Origin of the sequence: Actinoplanes sp. SE50/110 (assembly GCF_900119315.1) — a bacterium.
Classification (GTDB): Bacteria; Actinomycetota; Actinomycetes; order Mycobacteriales; family Micromonosporaceae; genus Actinoplanes.
The window spans coordinates 56,487-82,446 of the sequence record NZ_LT827010.1 but is presented as its reverse complement, the minus strand read 5'-3'; the positions used below and the strand labels follow the sequence as shown (position 1 = coordinate 82,446).

The window sequence follows — 25,960 nt, the reverse complement described above, 5'->3', positions numbered from 1 at the left end:
GCCCGGTACGGTGGGGCACTGGTCCTCAACCCGGCGCGGCCGGCCGGGGTGGTGACCGGGGCTCTCGACGGTGCCCCAGCACGGCCAGGCCTGGAAGCTGGCACGACCCCTGGCGGAAGGTCGCCGGAGGGGTCGCGTCCGTGCAAAGCTGGCACGGCCGCATCGATGAGGAGGCGCGTATGACGTCCGAGGGGCACCACGCCGGGCAGCCGGCCGAGGCCGCGTCGGGCGGACCCGATTCCGAGGGTCAGCGAGTTTCAGGCCGGGCATCCGCCCCGGCCCCCGCCGAAGGCACTCCCACGTCGTACGGTCCACCACCGCAAACCGCGCCCGGCGGCGGCTCGCCGTTCGTGGTGCCGGCGGTCGCCACCTTCGGCTCCGGATCCAACCCGACCGGCACCCCCTACGGATCGGCGCGAACGCCCCAGGGCGAAGAGGCATCGCCGTACGGATCGGTCTCCCCCGGAGCGGCTCCCACCTACGGTTCAGGCCCCGCCGGGGACAGCCCGTGGGCTCCCCCGCAGCCGCCGACCACGGCCAGCGGACTGCCCACCCGGACCCCGGGCGCCTCGGCCGCCGCGGCCGACCAGTCCACCTTCTCCGCCTTCGGCGAGCAGAAGGCGCGCGTGCCCGGCGCCACCCTCACCGACCTGCCGGGCTCCGGCACCGGTCGTCCCGGCTCTCCGGATTCCGGCGTCGGTCGCCCCGGCCTCACCGGGCCGGCCGAGAACAGCTGGCTCGGCAGTGCCGCCCGCCCCGCCGGGGAGAGCGCGCCGACCGCCAACACGTTCCCCACCCGGCAGGGCGACAGCGGCGGATTCCCGACCCGGGCGCCCGCCGGACCGACCGCGGCCGAGGAGCCCAGCGGCCCGACGCCCAACCTCGACCTGCCCATCCGCAGCACCGCGGGACATGCCGCGCCGCCGTCGCCGTTCGGCGCCGAGGCCGAGCAGGCTTCCGGATTCCCGCAGCGGGTGCCCGGCGCGGCGCTCGGCAGTGGGGGGTCACTGTCGGCCAACCCGCCGGCTGCGGCGGTGCCCGCGCCGGCCGCTCCGGCGTTCCCGCCTCCGTCGTCCAGCTTCCAGCCGTCCGGCGGGGCGGGCTTCCCGCCGGCCGGGGCGGCTTCGACGCCCGGATCGGGCTTCGCATCCGGGCCCGGGTCCGCTGCTGTTCCCGGCTCCGCCCCCGTGCCGACGGCTTCGGCATCCGGGGCGGTTCCGCAGCCTCGGGATGCCGGTGCCGCCCGGCCGGTGACCGGCTCGGCTCGGCCGGCGACCGCCAGCGTCTCGGTGCCCGGCATGGTGCAGCCGCCGGCCGACGGCGCGGAGATCCCACCGGCCGGCGCGGCGCCGCAGGCCCGGGTCTACGGGCGTGCCGCCGCGGCGGAGGAGGCTTCGCCCCTCGGCTCTACGCCGTTCCCGGGCGCGCGCGTGCCCGACAACGGGGGCCAGACCAGTCCGTTCGCGCCGGAGAGTCCCTTCGCCCCCGACAGCGGTGGCCAGGGCAGTCCCTTCGCCCCTGACAGCGGCGTCCAGGGCAGTCCCTTCGCGCCCGACAACGGTGGACAAGCCAGCCCGTTTGCGCCCGCCGGCGACCGGCAGAGCAACCCGTTCGGTTCGGACAACGAGCGGCAGAACAGCCCGTTCGCGCCCGACAACGGCCGGCAGGCCGACCCGTTCGCGCAGGACGCCGGTCGGCAGACGGACCCGTTCGCGCAGGGCCCGGAGAATTCGGGCGGGTCGTTCGGGGCCCGGTCCGAGGGCTTCGGCTCGTTCGCGCCGACGCAGCGCGCCGAGGAGAATTCGGGCGGCTTCGGGGCATTCCCGCCGCCGCAGCGCGGTGAGGAGAGCTCCGGTGGATTCGGCGGGTTCCCGCCGCCGCAGGGCGAGACCTCCGGCGCGGCCCCGCAATCGCCGGCTCGGGCCACCGCCCGCGCTTCGGCGAGCGCCCGCGTCACCCCGCCGGAGCAGGCTTCGTCCGGCGGTCCCGGCTCCGGCATTCCCGCTGCTCCGGGCTCCGGCGGCCCGGGGTCCGGTCCGGCCGGTTCCCCCGGCTCCGGGATTCCCTCGTCCACACCGGGGTCCGGCGTCTACGGCTCCCCCGGCTCCCACTCCGGTCCCGAGTCCGGCGTCTACGGCTCCGCCGGGGCCGGCTCGGAGTCCGGCGTCTACGGGTCTCCCGGGTCCGCGCCCGAGTCGGGTGTCTATGGCGCCCCCGGCGCACCCGGTGTGCCGCCGGCCGGCCCGACCTCCGGCAGCGCCCGGGTCTCGCAGCCGGACGCCACCGCGCCGTTCCCGGGTTCTCCTGCCGCGTTCTCCAGCGGTCCGGGCGGTCCGGGCACCGCGCCCGGCTTCCCGCCGCCGTCCTTCGGTGGCACCGCTCCGGCTTCGCCGCCGTTCGGTGGCAACCCGCCGGGCTCGCCCTTCGGCGGGAACGCCCCGGCGGCACCCCCGAGCGGCTCCGCCCCGGCGACGCCGCTCAGCGGCAACGCCCCGCCGGTACCTTTCGGTGGGAACCCTCCGACGGCTCCGTTCGGCGACAATCCGGCGACGGTACCGTTCGGCGGCCATCACCCGGGGTCGCCGTTCGGCAGCGCCGCACCGGCTTCACCGCCGTTCGGCGGCACCGCACCGGCCTCTTCGCCGTTCGGTGAACGGCCCCAGCGCCCGCAGTTCGAGGGCATCAACGAGCCGACCTTCCCGCCGCCGTCGTCCTCCTTCCCGGGTGCGCCGAGTGCCTCCGGCGCCCCGGCGACCTTCCCCGGCGCGCCGGCCCAGCCGGGCACCTACGGCTCCGCGCCGCAGAACGCTCCGGCCTGGGGCCAACCGGCTACCGGCGGCGACCAGTTCAGCGAGCACACGACGGATGTCTCCGGCCGGGGCAACTCCCCGTTCGACGCTCCGCCGATGCCGCCGGGCCAGGGCTCGGCCCACCCGTTCGGCGACCGGTCGATGCCGGCCGGCCCGGTCTCCGGCGACCCGTTCGGCGCTGACCCGGCCGCCCGCGCCACGGTGACCCCGCCGGTTCCGGAGGACACCACGAGCTGGCCGGCCACGACCGAGCAGGGCAAGTTCGACCAGTTCAAGCCCGAAGCCGCACCCGCGCCCACCCCGGCGAAGGTGCGCACCATCCCGGTCGCCCTGGCCGTGGTGGTCGGTGCCGCGCTGCTGCTCGGCATCGTCTTCGGCCTGGTCTACCTGATCTCCGGGGGCGGTGGCGGCAGCTTCAGCGCCAACGCCGGCGACTGCGTGAAGAACGGCGACAAGGTGGTCAAGGTCGCCTGCTCGGAGCCGGGCGCCTACCAGATCAAGCAGGTCGTCGACGCCAAGGAGCAGTGCGCCGACAAGGCGCAGCCCTACGTCGTCGCCGACAAGAAGGTGTACTGCCTGGTCAAGCCGGCTGGCTGAGCCCGGCACCCCCGCCGGGTCGGCACCAGCCCGACCCGGCCGCCGACACCGCCGCGGCATGTGACGCGCGTCCCTGACCGGCCCCGGCCGGTCGGGGAAGCCGCTGAGGCACGATGGGCGGATGAATTCTCGCGTTCGTGCGCCCGAACTCAAGGGTCGCGGCTGGCTGAACACCGGTGGGAAGGCCCTCACCCTGGCCGACCTCCGCGGCAAGATCTTGATTCTCGATTTCTGGACGTTCTGCTGCATCAACTGCCTGCACGTCCTGGACGAGCTGCGGCCGCTGGAGGAGAAGTACGGCGACGCCCTGGTGGTGATCGGCGTGCACTCCCCGAAATTCGAGCACGAGCGTGATCCCCGGGCGCTGGCCGCCGCCGTCGAGCGGTACGGCGTGCACCACCCGGTCGTCGACGACGGCGACATGCACCTCTGGCAGCAGTACGCCGCGAAGGCCTGGCCCACCCTGGCCGTGGTGGACCCGACCGGTTACCTGGTCGCCTCGATGGCCGGCGAGGGGCACGCCGAGGGCCTGTCCCGGCTGATCGACGAGCTGGTCGCCAAGCATGGGGCGGACGGCACCCTGCACCGCGGGGACGGCCCGTTCGTGCCGCCGCCCGCGCCGGCCGGTCTGCTGCACTTCCCGGGTAAGGCCATCGAGCTGCCCGGCGGCAATCTGCTGGTCTCCGATTCGGCCCGGCATTCCGTGGTGGAGCTGACTCCGGACGGTGCGACGCTGGTCCGCCGGTTCGGCGGCCCGGGCCGGGGTGAGCCGTTCAGCGAGCCGCAGGGCCTGGTGCTGCTCCCCGCCGAGGTCCGTGAGCTGGCCGGTTACGACGTGGTGGTCGCCGACACGGTCAACCATCAGTTGCGCGCGCTGAACCTGTCGACCGGCGAGGTCACCCTGGTGGCCGGTTCCGGCCGGCCGTGGCGGTCGGCTGTGGACGATCATGCCCATGACGCGCTGGCCACCGATCTGTCGTCGCCGTGGGATCTGGCCTGGTTCGACGACAAGGTGATCATCGCGATGGCCGGGATCCACCAGTTGTGGTGGTTCGACCCGATCAAGCGCACGGTGGGTGTCTACGCCGGCACCACGGTCGAGGCGTTGCGGGACGGCCCACTGCCGGATGTCTGGATGGCGCAGCCGAGCGGCCTGTCGGTGCACGGCGACCGGCTCTGGATCGCCGACAGCGAGACGTCGGCGCTGCGGTTCGTCGAGGACGGCGTGCTGCACACCGCGGTCGGCCAGGGCCTGTTCGATTTCGGTCACGTGGACGGTCCGGCCGGGGCCGCGCTGTTCCAGCACCCGCTCGGGGTCGCGGCGCTGGCGGACGGCTCGGTGCTGGTGGCCGACACGTACAACGGCGCCGTCCGTCGTTTCGATCCCGCGTCGAACGAGGTGTCCACGGTGGATGCCGGTCTGGCCGAGCCGAGTGACGTCCTGGTCACCGCGGCCGGCGAGGTGCTGGTCGTGGAGTCGGCCGCGCACCGGCTGGTCCGGCTGGCACCCGGCGTGCTGCAGACCGGGCGGACGGTCGACGGCGAGCGGCACCGGACCGAGCGACCGCCGTCGCATCTGGCTCCGGGCGAGGTCACCCTGGACGTGATCTTCACGCCGGCGCCGGGCCAGAAACTGGACAGCCAGTTCGGCTCGCCGGTCCGGTTGACCGTGTCGGCGTCCCCCGCGGAGCTGCTGCTCGACGGCGCGGGTGTCACCACCGAGTTGTCCCGTCGCCTGGTGCTGAACCCGGCGGTGCCCAAGGGCGTGCTGCAGGTGGTGGCCCAGGCGGCGACGTGTGACGTCGACGCCGAATTCGGTGCCTGCCACCTGACCAGGCAGGACTGGGGTGTCCCGATCGTGGTCGACCCCGCCGCCCCGGACCGTCTGCCGCTGATCCTGCGGGGGCTGGACGAGTCCGCGTGAACCCTTTCCCGGTGAGTGACGGATAACGATCGACACTCAACGGGAGGACGGTTCATGCAAGTCAGCGAACCGGATGACGCCGCGATCATCCTCCGGTCCCATCGGGCTCCGGAGGAGTTCGCGGCGCTCTTCGATCGGCACGCGCCGCACATCCATCGCTATCTGGCCCGCCGGCTCGGCGATCAGGTGGCCGACGACCTGGTCGCCGAGACGTTCCTGACCGCGTTCCGGCGGCGTGACACCTTCTGGCCGGGTCCGCACGACGCCCGGCCGTGGCTCTACGGCATCGCCACCAATCTGGTCGCCCAGCATCGCCGCGACGAGGCCCGCGCGCTGCGCCTGCGGCACGCCGTCGCCCCCGACCCGGACAGCTTCTGCCATGCCGACCAGGTGGCCGCGGACGTCACCGCCGCCGCGCTGCGCGACGCGCTGACCGCGGCTCTGGCGACGCTCGCCGACGGCGACCGCGACGTGCTCCTGCTGATCGCTCAGGAGGAATTGACGTACGAGCAGGTCGCCGTTGCCCTGGACATCCCGGTGGGCACCGTGCGCTCCCGGTTGCACCGCGCGCGTACCGCATTGAAGGCCGCGCTCGGCGGCCACAATCCATTGACCTTCGTCGAGGAGGAGGTTCGCCATGGATGAGATCACCCTGACCGGGGAGCTGGGCCGCGAGGTGCCGCTGCCCACGGCCGCCGACCTGGCGCCGGCTCGCGCCCGGTTGCTGGCCGAACTGACCGCCGCCGCGCCGCCGGTCCGCAACGTCCGGAAGCTGCGCCTCCGCTGGGCGGCCGTCGCCACCGGCACGGTCGCTGCCGCTGCCGCTGCCGCCGGCATCGTTGCGATCGCCCCCGGTACGCCGTCGAGCACCTCCGCCCCGCCTGCCCCCGCCGCCCCGGTCCCGGTCGCGCAGTTCCTGGACGACGCGGCGACCGTGGCCGGCCAGGGCCGGGACGTGGTGCCCCGCGGCGACCAGTTCCTCTACACCCGGGTGCGGGCGACCGACGGGACCTGGACCGACTACTGGTCCTCGATCGACGGCCGGCACCTCGGCGAGGAGCGGTCCTCGTCCGGCAAGAAGACGATCATCGCGGCGTGTGTGAACGGGAAGAGCTACGACCCGAGCGACCCGGTCGACGTCGGTTGTGAGCCGACCCGCCTCTACCTGCCGGATCTGCCCACCGACCCGGAGCGGATGGTGGCCTGGCTGAAGGCGCGGAACCCGGGTCTCGACGGCGCACCGTACAACGCCAACGGGGTGGCCAAGGAGATCTGGTCGCTGAGTGACAGTTACTGGCTGCGCCCGGCGCAGCGTGCGGCGCTGTACCGCGCGCTCGGCCGGTTCGACGGGATCAGCCTGGTGCCGGGGGCCAAGGACGGGACCGGGCAGGTCGGCACCGGGGTCTCCTGGATCTCACCGGGCGACACGGCACCCCGGGTGATGTGGGTCTTCGATCCGAAGCGGCACGTACTGCTGGGTTACCAGAACGCCTCGATCGACGCGTACGCGTTGGTGGACCGGATCGGTGCCACGCACTGACACGGCAGCGGGCCGGCGGGTCAGCGGCTGAACGGGCGTACCGCCACATCGGCGGTCTGCAGCCCGGCGCGCACCGCACGGGCGAGATCAACCGCGCCCGGGGTGTCGCCGTGCACGCAGATCGAGCGCACCGCGCACCGGATGGGCGTGCCGTCGGCGGCGATCACCTCGCCGGCGGCGACCATCCGGGTGGCCCGCTCGACGACCGCGGCCGGGTCGTGCACCAGCGCGTCCGGCCGGGAGCGCGGCACCAGGCGCCCGTCCGGCAGGTAGCCGCGGTCGGCGAAGCCCTCGCCGACCGCGGTCAGCCCGGCGGCGACGGCCTGCCGGAACAGCACCGACCCGGGCTGGCAGAGCACCGGCAGCGCCGGGTCGTAGGCGAGGATGGCGGCCACCACCGCGTCGGCCTGCCCCCGGTCGACGGCCGCGGTGTTGTAGAGCGCGCCGTGCGGCTTCACGTATCGGATCCGGTCACCGGCAACCTTGCAGAACGCTTCCAGCGCCCCGATCTGGTAGAGCACGTCGTCGCGCAGCTCGCCGAACTCGTAGTCGATCCGGCGCCGGCCGAACCCGGCCAGGTCGCGGTAGCCGACCTGGGCGCCGATCGCCACCCCGCGCTCGGCGGCGGCCCGGCACACCCGGTGCATCGTGGAGGGGTCGCCGGCGTGAAAGCCGCAGGCCACGTTCGCCGAGGTGACGACATCGAGCAGGGCCTCATCGTCGCCGAGCCGCCAGGCGCCGAAGCCCTCGCCGAGGTCCGCGTTGAGATCAACCGCCGTCATGGAGAAATCATCGTCCATCGCGAACCGTATGCGGCATCACTACCCGTCGGTAACCTACGCTGCCGTAACCTGGATCTCGTGACGACCTCTGCCCCGTTCCGGATGAAGCCGACCGACCTCGGCAAGCCGCGACTACGCGGCCGGTTGCATCAGTACGCGTTCTTCGTCGCCGCCGTCTGCGGCATCGTGCTCTGCTCGATCGCGCTGAGCCGCCCCGGGTGGGGGCCGTTCGTCAGCTGCCTGATCTACAGCGTGACGGTGTGCGGCCTGTTCGGCACCAGCGCCCTCTATCACCGGCGGGTCTGGAGCGAACGCGGCTACCAGATCATGCGCCGGATGGATCACTCGATGATCTTCATCTTCATCGCCGGCACCTACACGCCGTTCTGCGTGGAGTTGCTCGGCAGGTCCAAGGCCGAGCTGATGCTGGGCCTGGTCTGGGGCGGCGCCCTGGGTGGCGTGGCCCTGAAGATGATCTGGCCGCACCTGCCGCGCTGGGCCGGCGCCCCGCTCTACGTCGCGCTCGGCTGGGCCGCGGTCGCGATCCTGCCGGACGTGCTGCACGGCGGCGTGACCTGCCTGGTGCTGCTGATCGCGGGCGGTCTGATCTACACGGTCGGCGCGGTGTTCTACGCCCTGCGCCGGCCCAATCCGTGGCCGACCGTTTTCGGTCACCACGAGTTCTTCCACGCCTGCACGCTGGTCGCCGCGATCTGTCACCACATCGCCATCTATTTCGCCCTGTACAAGTAGTGGCCTGGCGGATCGCCCGCCAGGCCACTCTTTCTCAGGTTCAGCTGTACGCCGGCGGCGGGGGCGGCGGGACGTCGTCCTGGCGCACCTCGCGGTACTCACTGGCGTAGCCGGGGCCGGCCACCGGGGCGCCGGTGGTGCGGGTGACCACGGTGCGGCGGCGGCTGTTCCAGAACCACAGGGTGGTGACCAGGCCGACCAGGCCGGCCGCCATCAGGATCCAGCCGATCACGCTGATGTCGAGGCCGCTGATGTCCGCGTTGACGGCGAACGCCAGGATCGCCCCCAGAGCGAGCAGGAAGATGCTTGCGCCGATGCCCATCGGGCCCTCCTCGGAAAGCGGCCGGGCTGGCTGGCTCGACCATCCTGAATACGTCGATCGAGGCCATACCCATACGCGTGAAGTTCCAATCAGGCAAGCTGTCCGCATGACCTTGCGGACGCTGATCCTGCTACGCCACGCCAAAGCGGAGACTCCCGGCGAGATTGCTGATTTCGACCGGAGCCTGACCGATCGGGGCATGTCGGACGCGGACGCGGCCGGGTCCTGGTTGGTGGATGAGCGCCTGCACCCCGACCTGGTGCTCTGCTCACCGGCCAGGCGGACCCGGCAGACCTGGCAGGCCGCATCGCTCGCACTGGCCCAGGGAAACTCGTCGCACGGCGCGCTCTCGCCCGAGGTGCACTACGAGGACCAGCTCTACTATGGCGGGCGGACCGAGGTCTTCGACCTGCTCCGGGCGGTTTCGGACACGGTCCGGACGATCCTGCTGGTCGGCCACAACCCCACAGTGTCCGAAGTGTCCGCTCTGCTGGTCCCGGACGACCAGTGGGACGGTGTCACGGTCGAGCTGAAGACCTCGGGGCTGGCGGTACACACCGGCGAGGTGCCCTGGGCGTCGTCGTCGCCGGGTGGGATGCGGCTGGCCCGGCGGCACACCGCACGGGGATGACATCAATAAAGGCCGGCGGACGCCATTGTCCGCCGGCCTCTATCTTTTTCAGGAGAGTGGGAAAGGTCTCAGGTCAGAACACGTCCTCGGACAGGTCCATGAGGTCGAGGGTGGTGTTCTCGATGATCCGGCGGTCCGAGCCGATCCGGGGCAGGATCTCGCGGGTGAAGAAGCGGGCCGCGGCCACCTTGCCGGTGTAGAAGTTCTTGTCGGCCTCGGAGACCTCGCCGTTCAGCGCGTTCAGCGCCACCTCGGCCTGGCGCAGCAGCAGCCAGGCGAGGATCACGTCGCCGAGGGCGAGCAGGATCCGGCGCGAGGTCAGACCGATCTTGTAGAGCTCGCGCGTCTCGCCGCCCTGCACCGCGGAGAGCCAGCCCAGCGCCGTCCCGAGGATCTGCTGCATCTCGCCGAGGGCCTTGCCCAGCGCGAGCCGCTCGTCCTTGAGCTGACCGTTGCCGGCCTCGGTCTCGATGAAGGTCTGGATCTCGGTGGCGATGGTGCCGAGCGCCCGGCCGTTGTCCTTGACGATCTTGCGGAAGATCAGGTCGAGGCTCTGGATCGCGGTGGTGCCCTCGTACAGGGTGTCGATCTTCGCGTCCCGGACGTACTGCTCCAGCGGGTAGTCCTGGAGGAAGCCGGAGCCACCGAAGGTCTGCAGCGACTCGTGGCCGAGCAGCTCGTACGCCCGCTCGGAGCCGACGCCCTTGACCAGCGGCAGCAGGAAGTCGTTGATCTTACTCGCGATCTTCGCGGCCTTCTCGTCGCCGGCCGCCTCGGCGATCGCGACCTTGTCCTGCCACGACGCGGTGTAGATGACCAGCGCGCGCAGGGCCTCGGAGTACGACTTCTGCAGCATCAGCGAGCGGCGCACGTCCGGGTGGTGGGTGATGGTCACCCGCGGAGCCGCCTTGTCACCGTTGGAGACCAGGTCGGCGCCCTGGACGCGGTTCTTCGCGTACTCCAGCGCGTTCAGGTAGCCGGTCGACAGGGTGGCGATCGCCTTGGTGCCGACCATCATCCGGGCGTACTCGATGATCATGAACATCTGACGGATGCCGTCGTGCTTGTCGCCCAGCAGCCAGCCCTTGGCCGGGGTGCCGTGCTCGCCGAAGGTCATCTCACAGGTGTTGGAGACCTTGAGGCCCATCTTGTGCTCGACGTTCGTGGCGTACACGCCGTTGCGCTCGCCCAGCTCGCCGGTCTGCGGGTCGAAGTGGAACTTCGGCACGATGAACAGCGACAGACCCTTGGTGCCCGGGCCGCCCACGCCCTCGACGCCCACCGGGCGGGCCAGGACGTAGTGGATGATGTTGTCGCTCAGGTCGTGCTCACCCGAGGTGATGAAGCGCTTGACGCCCTCGATGTGCCACGAGCCGTCCGGCTGCGGGATCGCCCGGGTGCGGCCGGCGCCGACGTCCGAACCGGCGTCCGGCTCGGTCAGCACCATGGTGGAGCCCCACTGCTTCTCGACGAAGAGCTTGGCCCACTCCTGCTGCTCCGGCGTGCCCTCGGTGTGCGCCACGTGGGCGAACGACGGGCCGGACGCGTACATCCAGATCGGCGCGTTGGAACCGAGGATCTGCTCGGCCAGCGCCCACCACAGGGTGCGCGGGGCGAACGTGCCGCCCAGCGTGCCGGGCAGGTCCAGCCGCCAGAACTCGGAGGCCATGAAGGTCTCGTACGACTTCTTGAAGGACTCCGGCAGCGGCGCGGTGTGCGTCGCCGGGTCGAATACCGGAGGGTTCCGGTCGGCGTCCGCGTAGCTGGCCGCGAGGTCCTCGCGGGCCAGCCGGTTCACCTCGGCGAGGACGTCACGAGCCGTCTCCGCGTCGATCTCGTCGAACGGCGCCTGACCGAACGCCTTGTCCGCTCCGAAGACCTCGAACAGGTTGAACTGGAGGTCCCGAAGGTTGCTCTGGTAGTGAGTCATGGTGTTTGGCCCGCTCTCCGAACGCGAGTTACCCGTCAGTAACTAGCACTGTATTACTCATCGGTAGGCAGCGACAACCCGGGTAGGGTTCGTTATCCAAGTCACCTGGTAGGGGAAGCTGTCCGTCGGATCGTGGGCCAAACGTCTCCGATCAGGTGGTCACCAGTACAGCCGTTCGGCCATTTGCCTACTTCGACCCCGGAACCACGTATCGCGTACCGATGAGGCTCGTTGCTCCGGATAGACAGCGAACCATCAAGGGGGACGCCATGTTCGCCACGATCAAGAGCCTGATTCCCGAGCCGCGCCAGGCCGGTCAGCCGCGAAATTACGTCGGCCGGCACCGCCAGCCCGAGCCGGTCGCCGCGCCGGCCCCGACCGCCCCAAGCCCGGCCGAGCCCGAGGACAACACCGCCGCCTAACTGCCGGCGGCGCCGACCTCCCAGCTCGGCACCGGGACCGACGCGCCCGCGTCCGGGCCCGCGTACTCCAGCAGGACCAGAGCGATGTCGTCCTCCAGGCGGCCGCGCACCCAGTCGACCAACGCGGTCTCCAGGGACGCCAGCCCGTCGCCGACCGTGCCGTGGCCCAGCAGGCGCCAGGCACGGTCGGCGGTCGGGAAGAACTCGCCCTCCCGGCGCGCCTCCCCCAGACCGTCGGTGAACAGCAGCAGCCGGTCACCCGGCTCCAGCCGCTCGACCCGCGCCTTGACCTCCGGCATGAACCCGAGCGGGGGTGCCGGCGCCGGCGGCTCCAGCGGGATCACCAGCCCGCGGCGCAACAGCAGCGGTGCCGGGTGTCCACAGTTGACGATGGTGAGCGTGCCGCCACGCTCCTCGACCAGGGCCGCGGTCACGAAATCCTCGTCGCCCACACTGCGGGCCACCGCCCGATCCAGGTCGGCCACGATCGCCTTCAACTCGGCACGCTCGTAGGCGACATGCCGGTACGAGCCCAGGACGATGCTGGCCAGGCGGACCGCGTCCAGGCCCTTGCCCCGCACGTCCCCGATGATGATCCGGACCCCGTACGGCGTGTTCAGCGCCTCGTAAAGGTCACCGCCGATGTCCGCGGCGGCGGTCGCCGAGATGTAGCGCCCGGAGACCGCCAAGGAGCCCACCTGCGGGCCGATCGGGCGCAACACCGCCTGCTGGGCCACCGAGGCCAGCTGCAGCAGCTCGGCGATCCGGTCCGACTGGCGCTGCCGCATGGTGGCGGCGGCCACCGCGATCCCGGTCGCCAGCATGATGCCGAGCAGATAGACCATGACGCCCGGCCCGGCATTGCCGGCGCGCCCCACGAAGATCGCGCCGGCCAGGGTGGCCGCGATCCCGGCGCCCAGCACGTACTGCCAGACGGCGAACAGTGCGGCGGTGACCGGAACCAGGGCGAACAGGCCCACGTAACCCACCGTGCGGGGGCTGGCCAGCTCCACGGCGGACACGATCACGAGCAGCACGACAGCCGCACCGAGACCGGCGCGGTTCCCTGGGCTCATCGGGCGGCGGCCCGGCACGAAGGTAGGCATGGTTCCGCCGAACAGCATGCCCGATCCGGGACTCGTCAGGCATCAAGTTGACCCCTTGTCCGATCAGGTTCTGTCCGGTCGGTCGTCTTCTCCTCGTGCCGCCGGCACTTCTCCTCGTGCCGCTTTGACACCATGTCGTGGTGACCGACGATCTCCGTGACCGGCTGCGCGGCGCTTTCCGCTGGACCGACCCCGGGCCACCCGCCGACTATCTGGTCAGCGACCGCTCCGGATGGTGGCGCGATCCGGTGATCCTGGACGGACTCGGCCCGGCGCTGGCCGATCTCTTCCGCGCCGACCGGCCCACCGTCGTGGTGTCGCCCGAAGTCACCGGATTCCTGCTCGGACCGCTGGTCGCCCGGGCTCTCGGAGTCGGCTTCGTCGAGGCCTACCGGGCCGGCGCGCGCCGCGCCATCGCCGAGCCGATGATCTGGGCCGAGGTCCCGGCCGACCATCGAGGTGACATTCAACACTTGGGCGTACGACGTGAGCGCCTGGCCGTGGACGACCGGGTCCTGGTCGTGGACGACTGGGCGGCCACCGGCTCCCAGGCCCGCGGACTGCGGAAGCTGGTCGGCGACCGCTACATCGGAACCGCGGTGATCGTGGACGAGTGCCCGCCCGGGGTGACCGCCGAGCTCACCATCCGGAGTCTGCTCAGTGCGGCCGATCTGGAGCCCATCGTGGAGTGCGACGCGCCACAGTCGGACGCGTCGCCCCCGCGATGAGTCAGCGACTTCGTCCGGCCGGAACTGGAGCGGCACGGCGGACGCGTCGCCCCCGCGATGAGTCAGCGCCGACGCTGGTAACCGGCGAGCGCGCCGCGGCTCGGGTGCCAGCCCACCGCGGCGTAGGTCGCCAGGCCCCGCACCACGTAAGGATCCTGCGCGAGCAGCTCCTGGGCCTCGGCCTCGGTGTCCACGTCCAGCAGGATGACCCCGCCCACCGGCGGATCCTGCCGCCCCGCGGTGACCGACAGGCCCCGCTCCTCCAGGTCGGTGACGAACGCCATGTGCTCGTCCCGCGCCTGGTCGACCTCGGCCAGCGGTTTCTGGTACGTCGAAATCATGAGATACACGGCGTCATCGTAGATCCCGGCGGACCGGTCAGCGGTGCACCCGCAAACCCTGGGCGAAAGCCGCCCCGAGCACCTGCTCCACCTGCGCCGGACTCAGGCCGCTGGTCGGCACCCGCACCCAGCGGCCGCCGCGCGTCCCGAACATCAGCTGGCCGGACAGCGCCTCCACGCTGCGGAACGCCCGCCAGGCGTACGCGTGCCGACCGATCTCGTCGGAACGCGCGACGCCCCCGTCGCCCGCCTGGGGGGTGCCGGTGCCGAACTGGACCATCCGGACCGCTGAGGCCGGGCTTCGCTCGGCTCGCCGTATTACCTGGCGGGCGGCGTCTTTACCTGGTCGGCGGTGCCTTTACCTGGTGGGCCACGTGCGGAAATTCAGCGCCGAGCGGCTCGCGGTCGGGCCGCGCTGGCCCTGGTAGCGCGATCCGTAGACGGCCGAACCGTACGGGTGATCGGCGGGGCTGGACAGGCGGAAGATGCACAGCTGCCCGATCTTCATACCCGGCCAGAGCTTGATCGGAAGATTGGCCACATTGGAGAGCTCCAGCGTGACGTGACCGGAGAAGCCGGGATCGATGAAACCGGCCGTCGAGTGCGTGAGCAGCCCGAGCCGGCCCAGGCTGCTCTTGCCCTCAAGCCGCGCCGCGAGCTGCTGCCCGAGAGTGATCACCTCAAGCGTCGACGCCAGCACGAACTCGCCTGGGTGCAGCACGAACGGCTGGCCGTCCTCGACCTCGACCTCGGCGGTGAGCTCGTCCTGCTGCTCGGCCGGATCGATATGGGTGTAGAGGTGGTTGTTGAACACCCGGAAAAATCGGTCAAGGCGGACGTCGATACTGGACGGCTGCATGAGCGACGGCTCGAACGGCTCCAGCGAGAGATCCCCGGCTTTGATTTCGGAAACCAGGTCACGGTCGGAGAGCAGCATCGCAACACCATACCGAGCGGTACGCCGCGCCCCTCCCGGCGCCTCCCGCCCAGCTACCGCGTTCACCCGCTCGCGCCACCCGGCAGGCCCGCCACCGGCAGATGCCGTCCAGGGGATTTGAGCTGCCCGAATCGGTGTTTTCAGTGGCCGATTCGAACGCTTGTTCGATAGAATGCTCGTATGGCTTCCTGGTCCGAATTCGCCGCTGCCGCGCCCTCGCTCGCGGCCGGCATCCGTGCGCTCCTGCAGCAGTACGGCCCCGGCATGGGCTATCTCGCCACGGTCCGCCCCGACGGCGGCCCCCGCGTCCACCCGGTCTCCCCGGTCTTCGCCGGCAGCGGGCTCTACTGCTTCCTGGTCGACTCCCCGAAACGCCGGGACCTGGAGCGCGACCCCCGCTACGCCCTGCACTCCTACCCGCCGGAGGAGAGCGACGACGAGGCCTACCTGACCGGCCAGGCCTACCCGGTCCACGACCCCCGCACGATCGCCGTCATCGCCGACGCCCTCCGCGCCTCCCCCGACGTCGACTGGCGCCTCTTCGAGCTGAGCGTCGAGTCGGCCACCCTCCGCCACCACGGCCCGGCCGGCGCCCTCCCGTTGGCCGCCGCCCCGCTGCTCATCCCGATCACCCAGAAGTGGAGGTCCCCACAGAAGTCCCCCCGCCCCCTGGCCATGGCCGGCTGAGACCTCCCCGCCGCGCGGCGGCGCAGGAGCGGGCCGGCCCACGAATCCCCAGGTCGCCCCGCTATCCGTTACGCCGGGGGTGGTGCCGGCTGACCACAGTGCGGGGTGCTTCCGCCATGGAGCCGGATAATCAGGTACAGTGAGGCCGCTTGCGGGTGTAGTTCAATGGCAGAACATCAGCTTCCCAAGCTGACAGCGCGGGTTCGATTCCCGTCACCCGCTCCACGTGGAAAGCCCTGGTCATGACCGCTGGTCCTGACCAGGGCTTTCGTTATTCCAGAGGCAGCATCGGCAGCCGGAACGCACCGCGTCGACGTGCGGCGGACGGGCCGGGCCGGCGGGCGCGCTGGACGCGGCAAGCTCGATGAGGGCGGCCCAGACGCACTGAGGGCAGCAAGCTCGATGAGGGCGGCCCGGACGCACTGGAGGCGGCGGGGCGGCGCGGGGGCGGCGCCGGGGCGCGTGCCGGGCGGGATGCGCGGGCTGAGGCACCGCCGGTCAGGTCGGGCGCGCTGGAGGGCGGGTTCGAATTGCCGGGCCTTGGACCGGGCGGACGGCATTCGCGGCATCGAGGATGATGTCGTCGATGTGGGCATCGACATCCACCGGTAGCTACGGGCCGATGGTGAGGAAGACGTTGTCGATCTCGCCGGCGAACTGGTCGTTGCCTCGGGCCGGGCCCTTGCCACCCACCCGGAGGGGTTCGGCGTTGGCGATCGACAGGCTGGGCGGGACCGGGACGGACGCGTACGGGGTGCCGTCGACCTGCAGGGCGAGCCTGCCTTCGGTGCGACTGCACTCGAGGTCGTGCCAGTGCCCGTCGGCCACGTCGATCGGGGGTTCGGCGCGGTAGATGTGTGCCCGGTTGCCGGTGATCACACAGCTGGGGTGCCCCTGCCGGTGGTCGACCTGCAGCTTGAACTGGCTGACGCCGCCGACCGAATAGCCTTTCTGGACGACGTTCGCGCCGTCGGCCAGATCGGCGTGGGTCATCAGCACCGAGGCGCCGTAGCGGAGCGGCCGGCGGCCCGGGTTGAGGGTGTCGTCGCGCTGACCCTCCAGGATCGCCCGCGGGCAGTCCCGTTCCCGGGCCAGCGTGCACCGGTCCGGGTAGGCGACGGCCAGGCCACTTCCCTCCGGTACGAGGCGGAGCTCGCCGCCGTTCTGGCCGAGCGGGCGCAATTCGTGGCCGCCGCCGGTGTCCTCGATCGGTTTGCCGACGCCGCCGTCGAAGTCGTAGCGCAGGCTGACGGGGGCCGAGGCGGTCTGCACCCGGCCGAGGTCGGCGGGCAACGGGAACCGGGTGGCGTTGGGCAGGACGCCGGCCGCGGGTGGGGTGGCCAGGCGGATCGCCGGACCGCCGATCGCCGGGGTGCCGGGGCGGGGGGCCAGCAGGAGCAGGCTGCCCAGGAGGAGGGTGGTGGACAGGGCGCCGAACGAATGGGCACGCCGCCGGGAGTGATGCATGGGGTTATTGTCCGCATTGTCGCTTGCCGTCCGTGCCGAAACTCCGGACATGCCAGAGACCACCCGTACGCGTTCGCCCGAAATGCCGAACCTGAACGACCCCACCGTCCCCACTCACGGATCAACCCGTTCGCACGAACCGCCACACGCGAAACCATGGAGGGGGAGAAGGCGGCCGAAGAGAAGCGGATCAGCGCGGCCGCGCCACCACCGGCGCCGAGTGCGCCGCGGCATGCGACCGCTCCCCGATCACCGCGTGCAGCACGTCATCCAGCGTGATCACCCCGAGCGGCCGCCGCCCGTCGCTCACCAGCACGATGTGCAGCCGATCCCGCCGCATCGTCAGCAGCAGCTCGGCCAGGCTGCGCTCCGGAGCCACCACCGCCAGCGGCCGGATCACTTCCGCCGGAATGGGCAGCCGCCGCTGCGCCCCCGAATACCCGAGGATGTCTTTCACGTGCACGAACCCGAGCACCCGCCGGGTGTCCCGCTGCACCACCGGAAAGCGCGACCGCCCACTCCGTGTCGCCACCGCCTCCAGCGTCGCCGGCGACACGTCCGCCGCCACCGTCGTCACCCGCGACCAGGACAGCAGGGTGTCCGCGGCGGTCCGGTTGTTCAGCCCGAGCGCCGCATGGATCCGGGCGTACTGCTCCGAGCCCAGCAGCCCCTCGCTGCGCGCCTGGGTGACCATCCCGGCCAGCTCCTCGGCGGTGAAGACGGTCTTCACCGCGTCGGTGGCCTCGATCTTCCACAGCCGCAGCACGGTCCGGGACGCCCAGCGCATCGCGATCAGCAGCGGTTTGGTGGCCGTGCAGAAGGCCAGCATGAACGGGCCGAGGATGAGCGCCGAGCGTTCCGGCCCGGCCAGCGTGATGTTCTTCGGCACCATCTCGCCGACCACCGTGTGCAGGAACACGACGACGACCAGGGCGAGCACGAGCGCGACCGGGTGCGCCGCCCGCTCCGGCAGGTGAACCGTCTGGAAATGGCTCTGCAGCACCTGGGCCAGCGCCTTCTCGGCGATCGCGCCGAGGGTCAGCGAGCAGATGGTGATGCCCAGCTGCGCCCCGGCGATCATCAGCGGGATCTGGTTCATCGCGGACAGCGCCCAGCGCGCGGCCTTGGAGGTGGCGGCCAGCGGCTCGATCGCGGTGCGCCGGGAGGCGATCAGCGCGAACTCGCCGCCGACGAAAAGTCCGTTACCGAGCAGCAGCAGCACCGTGATCAGCACGTTAGTCATCGGCCGGCTCCTCGGGCGGGGCCACGACCCGGACCTGTTCGATCCGGTGCCGGTCGACCTCCATCACGGTGAACTCCCACCCGTGCTCCTCCAGCGACTCACCGACCACCGGGATGTGCCCGAGCCGGGCCAGCAGGAAGCCGGCCAGCGTCTCGTACGGCCCCTCGGGCAGCGCGAACCCGGTCTGCTCCAGCACCTCGTCCTCCCGCAGGAGGCCGTCGACCAGGTAGGTCTTCTCCCCGCCGGGGGCGGTCAGCTCGGCGGTGCCGGTCTCGTCGAGCTCGGTGTCGTACTCGTCGGCGATCTCGCCGACCAGCTCCTCGATCAGGTCCTCGACGGAGACGACGCCGTCGGTGCCGCCGTACTCGTCGACCACGATCGCCAGGTCGGCGTCCGCGGCCCGCAGCGCGGCGAGCACCTTGTCCAGACCGAGGCTCTCCGGTACGTAGACCGGCTCCCGGGCGAGCACCGACACCCGGGTCGCGGCGCGGCGTTCGGGTGGCACGCCGAGCGCGTCGTTCACCCCGGCCACGCCGGTCACCACGTCGAGGGTGTTCTCGTACACCGGAAATCGGGTGTGCCCGGTCTCCCGGGCCACCGTGATCAGGTCGGCGACGCTCGCCGTGGTTTTCAACCCCACCACGTCGACCCGCGGGGTCATCGCCTTGGCCGCGCGTTTCTCACCGAACCGGATGGTGCGGCGCATCAGCGTCGCGGTCTCGGTGGGCAGCGCGCCGGCCCGGGCGCTGATCGCCGCGAGCAGCCCCAGCTCCTCCGGCGAGCGGGCGCTGGCCAGCTCCTCCTGCGGCTCGACGCCGATCCGGCGGACCAGCCAGTTCGCCGTTCCGTTGAGCGCGGCGATCATGAACTTGAAGAGCCGGGAGAAGCCGCGCAGCGGGCCCGCGGTGGCCAGCGCGAGACCCATCGGGCGGGCCAGCGCGGCGTTCTTCGGCACCAGCTCACCGAAGAGCATCGACACCAGGGTGGCGACGACCAGGGCGAGGACGTGCGTGACGGTCTCCGCGGCGGCCCCCGCGACCGGCTCCACCGCCGGCATGATCAGCCGGGACAGGGCCGGCTCGGCGAGATAGCCGGTCAGCAGTGCGGTCAGTGTGATGCCGAGCTGGGCGCCGGAGAGCTGGAAAGACAACGAGTGCAGTGCGGTCCGGACCGTCCGGGCCCGGCGGTCACCCTCCGCGGCACGCTGGTCGATCTCCGCCCGGTCGACAGTGACCAGCCCGAACTCGGCGGCCACGAAAAACGCGTTGCCCGCCGTCAGCAGCGCGAAAGCCGCCAACGGGAGCACCGCGGTCAGGAGCAGGCCGTCCATGATCGCTTCACCTCGGTGCCCATTCTGCCGGACCGGGTCCATCCGGTACCAACCGTGGTGGTCAGTCGGCTTATCGACCGTTTGTCACCACGGCCGCGGCGGCCGGTTCGTCAGGAACCGGCCGCCGCGGCACGACGTACCGAGTAATCGGGTCTTTTAAGCTTCCTGCTTGAGCGAGCGCAGCAGGACCGTGGCCACGTCGACCACCTCGACCTCTTCCTGCTTGCCCTTGCCGGTCACCCCGTCGCCGATCATCGTGTAGCAGAACGGGCAGCCCACCGCGATCGTCTTCGCCCCGGTGGCCAGCGCTTCCTCGGTCCGCTCGACGTTGATCCGCTTGCCGATCCGCTCCTCCATCCACATCCGGGCGCCACCGGCGCCGCAGCAGAAGGAGCGCTCGGAGTTGCGCGGCATCTCGATGAGGTTGCCGGTCTCCCCGAGAACCTCGCGGGGCGCGTCGAACACCCGGTTGTGCCGGCCCAGGTAGCACGGGTCGTGGTAGGTGATGTCACCGTCGATCGGCTGGACCGGGGTGAGCTTCCCCTCCTTGACCAGGTGGGCCAGCAGCTGCGTGTGGTGTACGACCTCGACCTTCAGGCCGAGCTGCTCGTACTCGTTGCCGAGGGTGTTGAAGCAGTGCGGGCAGGTGGCGACGATCCGCTTGACCTTCCGATCCCCGAAGGCCTCGGTGAGCGTCTCGACGTTCTGCTGGGCGAGCATCTGGAAGATGAACTCGTTGCCGATCCGGCGAGCCGGGTCACCGGTGCAGGTCTCGCCCTCGCCGAGGATGGCGTAATTCACACCGGCCTCGTGCAGCAGCGTCGCGACCGCCCGGGTGGTCTTCTTCGCCCGGTCCTCGAACGCGCCGGCGCAGCCGACCCAGAACAGGTAATCGAAGTCCTCGGTCTCGCCGACCCGCGGCACCTCGAAGTCGAGGCCCTTGGTCCAGTCCTCGCGGGTGTTCTGCGGGGCGCCCCACGGGTTGCCCTTGTTCTCCAGGTTGCGCAGCATCACGCCGGCCTCGCTGGGGAACGACGACTCGATCAGCACCTGGTAGCGGCGCATGTCGACGATGTGGTCGATGTGCTCGATGTCGACCGGGCACTGCTCGACGCAGGCGCCGCAGGTGGTGCAGGACCAGAGCACGTCCGGGTCGATCACGCCGTTCTCGTCGACGCCACCGATCAGCGGGCGGTTGCCCTCGGCCAGCGCGAGCACGTCCATGTGCGCCAGCTGCGCCTCGGTCGCCTTCTCCTCGCCGGTCAGGTCCTTGCCGCCACCGGCCAGCAGGTAGGGCGCCTTGGCGTACGCGTGGTCGCGCAGCGACAGCACCAGCAGCTTGGGCGAGAGCGGCTTGGCGGTGTTCCACGCCGGGCACTGCGACTGGCAGCGGCCGCACTCCGTGCAGGTGGAGAAGTCCAGCAGGCCCTTCCAGGTGAACTGCTCGACCTGGGCGACGCCGAACAGATCCTTCTCCGGGTCGGCCTCCTCGAAGTCGAGCGGCTTGCCCTCGCTCATCATCGGCTTCAAAGCGCCCAGGCCCGAACCGGCCGGCTTCTCCGGGCTGCGCTTGAAGAAGATGTTGAAGAACGCCAGGAAGCGGTGCCAGGCCACGCCCATCGTCGGGTTCAGCGAGATGGTGATCAGCCAGCCCATCGAGATGAGCAGCTTGACCAGGGCGACCCAGGTGGGCGCGTCGTGCCAGGCGGGCAGCACGCCGCCGATCGCGTGGGAGAGCGGGGCGGCCCAGGTCGGGTAGGGGAACGTCCCGTTGGCGACCTTGAAGCCCCGGATCAGGAACCCGCAGACCAGCACGCCCACGATGATCGACTCGACGAAGTACGCCTGCCACATCGTGGAGCCGAGGAACCGGCTGCGCTTGGTGGCGCCCGGCTTGTTCCGCTGGCGCACGAGGATCAGGTAGAGGATGCCGATCGTGCCGAGGATCCCGAACCACTCGGTGACGAACCCGAAGATCGACCACTCACCGATCAGCGGCAGTTCGCCGTGCGGGGTGACCACCTCCCAGTACGCCTCGAGAACCAGCGACGACAGGATGATGAAGGAGAACATCACGAACCAGTGGGCCGCGCCGATGGCGCTCCACTTCAGCATCCGTGTGTGCCCGACCGACTCCCTGAGCAGGGTCTTGGTCCGGGTGCCCTTGTCGGTGAACCGCTCCGGGGCCGGCTGGCCCGATCGGATCACCCTGGTGATGGTGAGAACGGCGCGCACCGCCAGGGCGACGGCCACCACCGTGACCGCCACCGACAAGACGGTGGCGATGATCTGCGCGTAGCCCATGTGCGTTGTGCCTCCTCGGTCGGCTGGGCGCCAGCCTATGTTACCCATGAGTAATAGGCCGGTGCGGACCGCAGGTCAAGACTTGCGGACCCTCAGCCGAAAGCGCACCCCACGCCAGGCGGGGGTGCGCTTGGTTTGGACGAATTTCACACGGACCCGGCCGGGTCCCTCACCGCCAGCGGGAGAGAATGCCCAGCGAAGCCACCATGCACCCGAAACCGACCGCCAGGTTCCAGTACCGCCAGCTCTCCACCGGGTACTGCTGCGAGGAGAGGTAGTAGACGACCAGCCAGGCGATGCCCACGACGATCAGGGCCACCGCCAGCGCCGGCAGCCAGACCGGGCTCGGCTTCTTGGACGCCGCGGTGACCGCGGGGCGGATGTCCGACGGCGGGGTGTAGACCTTCTTCTTACGAACCTGCGACTTGGGCACGGAACTCTCCTGAGGGTGAGCGGCTCCGGGGACTCCGAACGCTGCCCGTGACGAATACTGTTCGCCCGCTAGCGTAATCAAGACGGCGTGCGGACAGGCACCCGCCGGGGCGAGAAAATACCCGCCGTCTGTTCCCGAGGGAGGCTGGGGTGGCTTTTCGAGACGCTTGGCGCGTGGTTCTGGGGCGCGCCGCGGGCGGCCGGCAGACCATCTGGTCGGTCGGCGTGCCGCTGATCGCGCTCGCTGCCGGCCTGCTCTTCACCACCTCCGCGACCACCGCCGACGGCACCGCGCTGCGCGACGACCGGCGCCCGCAACTGGCCCAGGTGATCGCCGACAAACGGGAACGGCTGACCGCCACCGAGAAACGTGAGGCGGCGCTGCGGGCCGAGGTCGACCAGGAGACCGCCCGGCTCGCCGAGGTCGACACGCCGGTCAAGGTCGCGCGGCAGCAGGCCGACGCGGTGCGCGAGCCGGCCGGCTTCACCGCCCTGCACGGCCCCGGCCTCACCGTCACCCTGAACGACTCCCCGCGGCGCGGCACCGACTTCGGCGACAACGCGCCCGACAACGACGATCTGGTCGTCCACCAGGGCGATGTCCAGGCCGTCGTGAACGCCATGTGGGCCGGTGGCGCCGAGGCCATGACGATCATGGATGTCCGTGTGATCAGCACCAGCGCGGTACGCTGTGTGGGCAATACGCTGCTCCTTCACGGTCAGGTTTTCTCCCCGCCCTTCAAGATCACCGCAATCGGCGAACCCACAGCGATGCATCGCGCGTTGGAGTCCGCAGAAGGAGTCAGACAGTTCCGTGAGGCCGTTGCCGACTTCGGCCTCGGCTACACGGAGAAACCGGAAAAGGACGTGACAGTGCGGGCGTACGACGGGTCGACCGACCTCCGATCCGCGCAGGCGGCCCAGTGACGACCCCGCCCGCTGAGCAGCCAGCCGCCCCGGCCGGACGCGGACGCCACCGCGCACCCGACGCCGAGGCACAGACCGCATACATCCCGCGCCTGAGCGACGCGTCGCCCGACGGGGTGCCCGGCGGCCCGCTGACCCCACCGGTCGGCCTCGGCGCCAACGTCAGCCCGAGCCCGGCCCGATCGGCACGCAACCCGGCCGCATCGGACACCGCGATTCTCAAAGCCGACGCCGCGGCTCGGCAGCGGATCGCGGCGGCGCAGATCCCGGCGCGGAGCACCTCGCACGCCGAGGCGACCCAGACGCCGCGCACCGATGCCGGCGCGACCACGACCGGGCGCGACGTCGCGCTCGACGAGGTCAGCGCGGCGGCGGCCGCGGCCCGGCGGCGGGCGATGGCGCCGCAGCCGGCGCCGGAGGCGTTCGCCTTCCTGGCCACGCCGGAAACCGACGATCAAGGCCACGACACGCTTGGCGTACGCGGCGGCGCGGACCCGGCGATCGCCGACACCCAGCGACTGACCGGAGCCGGTACGGTGCCCACCGCCGGCGCCGGCGCGGTGCCCATCGCGCGCACCGCGGAGCCGGCCGGGACGCCGCCGGCACCGGTCGCGCCCGCACCGTCCTTCGCCGCGCCGACGGCGGTCGGTCCCTCCTTCGCCGCGCCGCCGACGACCGGGTCGGCATCCGTCGCGGCTTCGGCATCCGTCGTGACTCCGGCGGCCGCGCCGTCGTTCGCCGCGCCCACGGTCGCCACGCCGGCGGCCGGGGTTCCCGGCTGGAGCGCCGAGCCGACCCGGCAGACCGCGCCGGTGACCGGTGCCGCTTCGGCTGCCCGCCCCTACGAGCCGGCGCCGGGCGGCCCCGCGCCGACCGGCCCGGCCACGCCCGGCAGCCCGGCCTACGGACCGACCTCCGGCAGCCGTGTGCACGGATCGGCCACCTCCGGCAGCCCGGCTCACGGATCAGCTGCCCCGGGGCACGGACCCGGCACTCCGGGCGGCCCTGTCTCCGGTTCCCCGGGGCACGGAACCGGCACTCCGGGCGGCCCTGTCTCCGGTTCCCCGGCCCCGAGCAGCCCGGCCTACGGATCGGCCACGCCCGGCAGCCCGGCTCCCGCGTTCGGCAGCCCGGCTCCCGCGTTCGGCAGTCCCGCTTCCGTCGCACCCGGCAGCCCGGTCGGCGGCTCGGCCTCCGTGCCCGGGTGGACGGCCGACACCGGCAAGCCGTCCGGCCCGGCCTGGACACCGGCGGCCGAGTCGACCGCGAGCGCCGGCTGGGATGCCGAGCCCACCCGCCAGACCGCCCCGGTGCCCGGCCGCCGCGACGCGGACCCGGCCGTCCCGGCCGCCGGAAACCCGGCGATCCCGGCCCCGGTCCCGACTGTCGGCGCTCCGGCCGCGGCGGCCCGGGTGGCCGCCTCCTGGGATCCGGAGGCCACCGGGCGGATCGAGACCGGCCCCGCCGCCGCGTCCACGACAACCAGCTGGCCGGCTGCCCACCAGGCCCCGGAAACCCCCTGGGATGCCACTCAGGCGCCCGCGACCCCGTCGGCCACCCCGTGGGCACCCCAGGCCCCGACGCTTCCCCCCGCGGCCCCCTCCGGCCCTCCGGCCGCCCCGCCGGCCGCGGTGAGTGCCCCCACCGCACCGGTGCCGGCCGCCTCTCCGCCGCAGATGGGCTCACCGAACACCCGCTGGATGAGCAACGAGCCCACCGAGATCGCCCCGCCGGTCAACCCCAACCCGTCCGAGACGCAGATCATCCGGACCATCGACGCGCCCACCGGCATCCTGCCCACCCTGTCGCCGGACACCCCGCTGCCCGGCAAGCTGACCGCGCTGCCGCCCGGCAAGGCGGCCGCCGCCGCCCGGGACGCCGCCGGTCCGGAGGTCGCGCTGGGCGCCGCCTCGGTGGCGGCCACCCCGAAGGCTCCGGCCGACGAGCCGCTGGAGCCCACCCTGGAGGAGCCTCCGAAGCGCGGCGAGAAGGTGGTCAAGCTGCGTCCGGAGCAGACCGACGAGGGCTACAAGAGCGTCTACTCCGAGCTGACCCGCCCGACCGCGGCCTCCCGGCTGCGGACGGGCATCCGCGGCGCCGGCGAGCTGATGATCACTTTCGGTCTGATCGTGCTGCTGTTCGCCGGCTACGAGGTGTTCGGCAACTCGGCCGCGGTGCAGGACGAGCAGGATCATCTCGCGCAGGAGCTGGACCAGTCGTGGAACGACCCGACCGTCTCGCCGAGCAATGCGGTGAAGGGCCCGGCCGCTCCCGGTGACAACCTGGTCGGCCGTCTCTACATCCCGAAGCTCGACAAGGAGTGGGTGGTCGTCAACGGGGTCCGGGCGCAGGACATCAAGTACGCCCCGGGTCACTACCCGGAGACCGCGCTGCCCGGCCAGGTCGGCAACTTCTCGGTGGCCGGCCACCGGATCAAGAAGATCTTCTGGCGGATCGACGAGTTGCAGCCCGGCGACGTGATCGGCGTCGAGACCCGCGACTCCTGGTACGTCTACCAGGTGTACGGCCAGCAGGTCGTGAAGCCGAACCAGGTCGAGGTGGTCGACCCGGTGCCGAACGAGCCCGGTGTCGCCCCGACGAAGCGGCTGCTCACGCTGACCACGTGCAACCCGAAGTTCAACAACTACCAGCGGCTGATCGTGCACGCCGAGCTGGTCAAGTCGGTGCCGCGGGACCAGACCAAGCCGGACGCCGGCATGCCGGCCGAGATGAAGACGAAGGCCTGA

At 71.6% G+C, this 25,960-nt stretch carries 23 protein-coding genes and 1 tRNA gene; 12 read left to right on the top strand and 12 right to left on the bottom strand.

Translation table 11 applies throughout. The features are described 5' to 3' along the window. Positions 1 to 179: 179 nt before the first annotated feature. From ACSP50_RS00390 to ACSP50_RS00375, 4 genes are all read left to right on the top strand, one after another. Positions 180 to 3,407 carry a hypothetical protein gene (locus ACSP50_RS00390; protein WP_014687170.1) on the top strand — a complete coding sequence of 1,076 codons (3,228 nt, stop codon included), beginning with the start codon at positions 180 to 182 and terminating at the stop codon, positions 3,405 to 3,407. 121 nt (positions 3,408 to 3,528) lie between these two features. After that, the gene (locus ACSP50_RS00385; protein ID WP_014687169.1) at positions 3,529 to 5,331 is read left to right on the top strand and encodes an NHL domain-containing thioredoxin family protein; all 1,803 of its coding nucleotides are present in this window, start codon (positions 3,529 to 3,531) and stop codon (positions 5,329 to 5,331) included. Positions 5,332 to 5,385: 54 nt separating this feature from the next. After that, a complete protein-coding gene (locus ACSP50_RS00380) occupies positions 5,386 to 5,976 on the top strand; it encodes an RNA polymerase sigma factor (RefSeq protein WP_014687168.1) in 591 nt (196 codons plus the stop codon). Then, positions 5,969 to 6,871: a CU044_5270 family protein gene (locus ACSP50_RS00375; protein WP_014687167.1), complete on the top strand. Its 903-nt coding sequence runs from the start codon at positions 5,969 to 5,971 to the stop codon at positions 6,869 to 6,871. Before ACSP50_RS00380 ends, ACSP50_RS00375 begins: the two co-directional genes overlap by 8 nt. A 20-nt stretch (positions 6,872 to 6,891) precedes the next feature. Here the strand turns inward: ACSP50_RS00375 and ACSP50_RS00370 are convergent, their stop codons facing one another. After that, entirely contained in the window at positions 6,892 to 7,653 is a 762-nt protein-coding gene (locus ACSP50_RS00370; protein WP_043513250.1) for a LamB/YcsF family protein, read from the bottom strand. A gap of 78 nt (positions 7,654 to 7,731) precedes the next feature. Between ACSP50_RS00370 and ACSP50_RS00365 the strand changes: the two genes are divergently transcribed. After that, complete coding sequence (locus ACSP50_RS00365) at positions 7,732 to 8,406, top strand: hemolysin III family protein (protein WP_043510570.1); 675 nt, start codon at positions 7,732 to 7,734, stop codon at positions 8,404 to 8,406. 40 nt (positions 8,407 to 8,446) lie between these two features. Here ACSP50_RS00365 and ACSP50_RS00360 read toward each other — a convergent pair whose 3' ends face one another. Next, positions 8,447 to 8,728 (bottom strand): DUF6458 family protein, encoded by a 282-nt coding sequence (locus tag ACSP50_RS00360; RefSeq protein WP_014687164.1) that lies wholly within the window; start codon positions 8,726 to 8,728, stop codon positions 8,447 to 8,449. Between the two features lie 106 nt (positions 8,729 to 8,834). On the opposite strand from ACSP50_RS00360, the gene ACSP50_RS00355 reads away from it, so the two are divergent. Then, complete coding sequence (locus ACSP50_RS00355) at positions 8,835 to 9,359, top strand: histidine phosphatase family protein (RefSeq protein WP_014687163.1); 525 nt, start codon at positions 8,835 to 8,837, stop codon at positions 9,357 to 9,359. A 73-nt stretch (positions 9,360 to 9,432) separates the two neighbouring features. Here the strand turns inward: ACSP50_RS00355 and ACSP50_RS00350 are convergent, their stop codons facing one another. Beyond that, positions 9,433 to 11,289 (bottom strand): acyl-CoA dehydrogenase, encoded by a 1,857-nt coding sequence (locus ACSP50_RS00350; protein ID WP_014687162.1) that lies wholly within the window; start codon positions 11,287 to 11,289, stop codon positions 9,433 to 9,435. Between the two features lie 269 nt (positions 11,290 to 11,558). Here ACSP50_RS00350 and ACSP50_RS41410 point away from each other — a divergent pair, with 269 nt between their 5' ends. Continuing rightward, positions 11,559 to 11,711: a hypothetical protein gene (locus ACSP50_RS41410; protein WP_014687161.1), complete on the top strand. Its 153-nt coding sequence runs from the start codon at positions 11,559 to 11,561 to the stop codon at positions 11,709 to 11,711. Here ACSP50_RS41410 and ACSP50_RS00345 read toward each other — a convergent pair. Further along, positions 11,708 to 12,835, bottom strand: a complete 1,128-nt coding sequence (locus tag ACSP50_RS00345) for a PP2C family protein-serine/threonine phosphatase (RefSeq protein ID WP_014687160.1) — start codon at positions 12,833 to 12,835, stop codon at positions 11,708 to 11,710. The two genes, ACSP50_RS41410 and ACSP50_RS00345, sit on opposite strands and share 4 nt — an antisense overlap. Before the next feature lie 122 nt (positions 12,836 to 12,957). Here ACSP50_RS00345 and ACSP50_RS00340 point away from each other — a divergent pair, with 122 nt between their 5' ends. After that, positions 12,958 to 13,545 carry a phosphoribosyltransferase gene (locus tag ACSP50_RS00340; RefSeq protein WP_052311856.1) on the top strand — a complete coding sequence of 196 codons (588 nt, stop codon included), beginning with the start codon at positions 12,958 to 12,960 and terminating at the stop codon, positions 13,543 to 13,545. A 62-nt stretch (positions 13,546 to 13,607) separates the two neighbouring features. On the opposite strand, the gene ACSP50_RS00335 is transcribed toward ACSP50_RS00340, so the two are convergent. From ACSP50_RS00335 to dcd, 3 genes are all read right to left on the bottom strand, one after another. Then, entirely contained in the window at positions 13,608 to 13,886 is a 279-nt protein-coding gene (locus ACSP50_RS00335; protein WP_014687158.1) for a YciI family protein, read from the bottom strand. Between the two features lie 37 nt (positions 13,887 to 13,923). Beyond that, positions 13,924 to 14,166 (bottom strand): hypothetical protein, encoded by a 243-nt coding sequence (locus ACSP50_RS00330; RefSeq protein ID WP_014687157.1) that lies wholly within the window; start codon positions 14,164 to 14,166, stop codon positions 13,924 to 13,926. A gap of 78 nt (positions 14,167 to 14,244) precedes the next feature. After that, positions 14,245 to 14,823 (bottom strand): dCTP deaminase, encoded by a 579-nt coding sequence (dcd, locus tag ACSP50_RS00325; RefSeq protein ID WP_014687156.1) that lies wholly within the window; start codon positions 14,821 to 14,823, stop codon positions 14,245 to 14,247. A 180-nt stretch (positions 14,824 to 15,003) separates the two neighbouring features. Between dcd and ACSP50_RS00320 the strand changes: the two genes are divergently transcribed. Both ACSP50_RS00320 and ACSP50_RS00315 read left to right on the top strand, forming a co-directional pair. Further along, positions 15,004 to 15,510, top strand: a complete 507-nt coding sequence (locus tag ACSP50_RS00320; protein ID WP_014687155.1) for a pyridoxamine 5'-phosphate oxidase family protein — start codon at positions 15,004 to 15,006, stop codon at positions 15,508 to 15,510. A gap of 151 nt (positions 15,511 to 15,661) precedes the next feature. Next, positions 15,662 to 15,735, top strand: a tRNA-Gly gene (locus ACSP50_RS00315). Between the two features lie 387 nt (positions 15,736 to 16,122). Here ACSP50_RS00315 and ACSP50_RS00305 read toward each other — a convergent pair. From ACSP50_RS00305 to ACSP50_RS00285, 5 genes are all read right to left on the bottom strand, one after another. Further along, positions 16,123 to 16,977, bottom strand: coding sequence for a laminin G domain-containing protein (locus ACSP50_RS00305; RefSeq protein WP_014687154.1), 855 nt, complete (start codon positions 16,975 to 16,977; stop codon positions 16,123 to 16,125). A gap of 190 nt (positions 16,978 to 17,167) precedes the next feature. Further along, entirely contained in the window at positions 17,168 to 18,220 is a 1,053-nt protein-coding gene (locus tag ACSP50_RS00300; protein WP_014687153.1) for a CNNM domain-containing protein, read from the bottom strand. Then, the gene (locus tag ACSP50_RS00295; RefSeq protein ID WP_014687152.1) at positions 18,213 to 19,550 is read right to left on the bottom strand and encodes a hemolysin family protein; all 1,338 of its coding nucleotides are present in this window, start codon (positions 19,548 to 19,550) and stop codon (positions 18,213 to 18,215) included. Before ACSP50_RS00295 ends, ACSP50_RS00300 begins: the two co-directional genes overlap by 8 nt. Positions 19,551 to 19,706: 156 nt before the next feature. Then, positions 19,707 to 21,854, bottom strand: coding sequence for a (Fe-S)-binding protein (locus ACSP50_RS00290; protein ID WP_014687151.1), 2,148 nt, complete (start codon positions 21,852 to 21,854; stop codon positions 19,707 to 19,709). Positions 21,855 to 22,023: 169 nt separating this feature from the next. Next, complete coding sequence (locus tag ACSP50_RS00285; protein WP_014687150.1) at positions 22,024 to 22,287, bottom strand: cell division protein CrgA; 264 nt, start codon at positions 22,285 to 22,287, stop codon at positions 22,024 to 22,026. Between the two features lie 149 nt (positions 22,288 to 22,436). On the opposite strand from ACSP50_RS00285, the gene ACSP50_RS00280 reads away from it, so the two are divergent. After that, positions 22,437 to 23,213 (top strand): DUF881 domain-containing protein, encoded by a 777-nt coding sequence (locus ACSP50_RS00280; RefSeq protein WP_014687149.1) that lies wholly within the window; start codon positions 22,437 to 22,439, stop codon positions 23,211 to 23,213. Then, positions 23,210 to 25,960 carry a class E sortase gene (locus tag ACSP50_RS43645; RefSeq protein ID WP_014687148.1) on the top strand — a complete coding sequence of 917 codons (2,751 nt, stop codon included), beginning with the start codon at positions 23,210 to 23,212 and terminating at the stop codon, positions 25,958 to 25,960. Before ACSP50_RS00280 ends, ACSP50_RS43645 begins: the two co-directional genes overlap by 4 nt.

Excerpts from the sequence above, each read along its gene's own strand:
- ACSP50_RS00320 (WP_014687155.1), top strand. The coding sequence starts at position 15,004 with ATGGCTTCCTGGTCCGAATTCGCCGCTGCCGCGCCCTCGCTCGCGGCC.
- ACSP50_RS00370 (WP_043513250.1), bottom strand. The coding sequence starts at position 7,653 with ATGACGGCGGTTGATCTCAACGCGGACCTCGGCGAGGGCTTCGGCGCC.
- ACSP50_RS00300 (WP_014687153.1), bottom strand. The coding sequence starts at position 18,220 with ATGACTAACGTGCTGATCACGGTGCTGCTGCTGCTCGGTAACGGACTT.
- ACSP50_RS00385 (WP_014687169.1), top strand. The coding sequence starts at position 3,529 with ATGAATTCTCGCGTTCGTGCGCCCGAACTCAAGGGTCGCGGCTGGCTG.
- ACSP50_RS00350 (WP_014687162.1), bottom strand. The coding sequence starts at position 11,289 with ATGACTCACTACCAGAGCAACCTTCGGGACCTCCAGTTCAACCTGTTC.
- ACSP50_RS00360 (WP_014687164.1), bottom strand. The coding sequence starts at position 8,728 with ATGGGCATCGGCGCAAGCATCTTCCTGCTCGCTCTGGGGGCGATCCTG.
- ACSP50_RS00295 (WP_014687152.1), bottom strand. The coding sequence starts at position 19,550 with ATGGACGGCCTGCTCCTGACCGCGGTGCTCCCGTTGGCGGCTTTCGCG.
- ACSP50_RS41410 (WP_014687161.1), top strand. The coding sequence starts at position 11,559 with ATGTTCGCCACGATCAAGAGCCTGATTCCCGAGCCGCGCCAGGCCGGT.
- dcd (WP_014687156.1), bottom strand. The coding sequence starts at position 14,823 with ATGCTGCTCTCCGACCGTGACCTGGTTTCCGAAATCAAAGCCGGGGAT.
- ACSP50_RS00335 (WP_014687158.1), bottom strand. The coding sequence starts at position 13,886 with ATGATTTCGACGTACCAGAAACCGCTGGCCGAGGTCGACCAGGCGCGG.
- ACSP50_RS00375 (WP_014687167.1), top strand. The coding sequence starts at position 5,969 with ATGGATGAGATCACCCTGACCGGGGAGCTGGGCCGCGAGGTGCCGCTG.
- ACSP50_RS00345 (WP_014687160.1), bottom strand. The coding sequence starts at position 12,835 with ATGCTGTTCGGCGGAACCATGCCTACCTTCGTGCCGGGCCGCCGCCCG.
- ACSP50_RS00305 (WP_014687154.1), bottom strand. The coding sequence starts at position 16,977 with ATGCATCACTCCCGGCGGCGTGCCCATTCGTTCGGCGCCCTGTCCACC.
- ACSP50_RS00380 (WP_014687168.1), top strand. The coding sequence starts at position 5,386 with ATGCAAGTCAGCGAACCGGATGACGCCGCGATCATCCTCCGGTCCCAT.
- ACSP50_RS00390 (WP_014687170.1), top strand. The coding sequence starts at position 180 with ATGACGTCCGAGGGGCACCACGCCGGGCAGCCGGCCGAGGCCGCGTCG.
- ACSP50_RS00290 (WP_014687151.1), bottom strand. The coding sequence starts at position 21,854 with ATGGGCTACGCGCAGATCATCGCCACCGTCTTGTCGGTGGCGGTCACG.
- ACSP50_RS00330 (WP_014687157.1), bottom strand. The coding sequence starts at position 14,166 with ATGGTCCAGTTCGGCACCGGCACCCCCCAGGCGGGCGACGGGGGCGTC.
- ACSP50_RS00355 (WP_014687163.1), top strand. The coding sequence starts at position 8,835 with ATGACCTTGCGGACGCTGATCCTGCTACGCCACGCCAAAGCGGAGACT.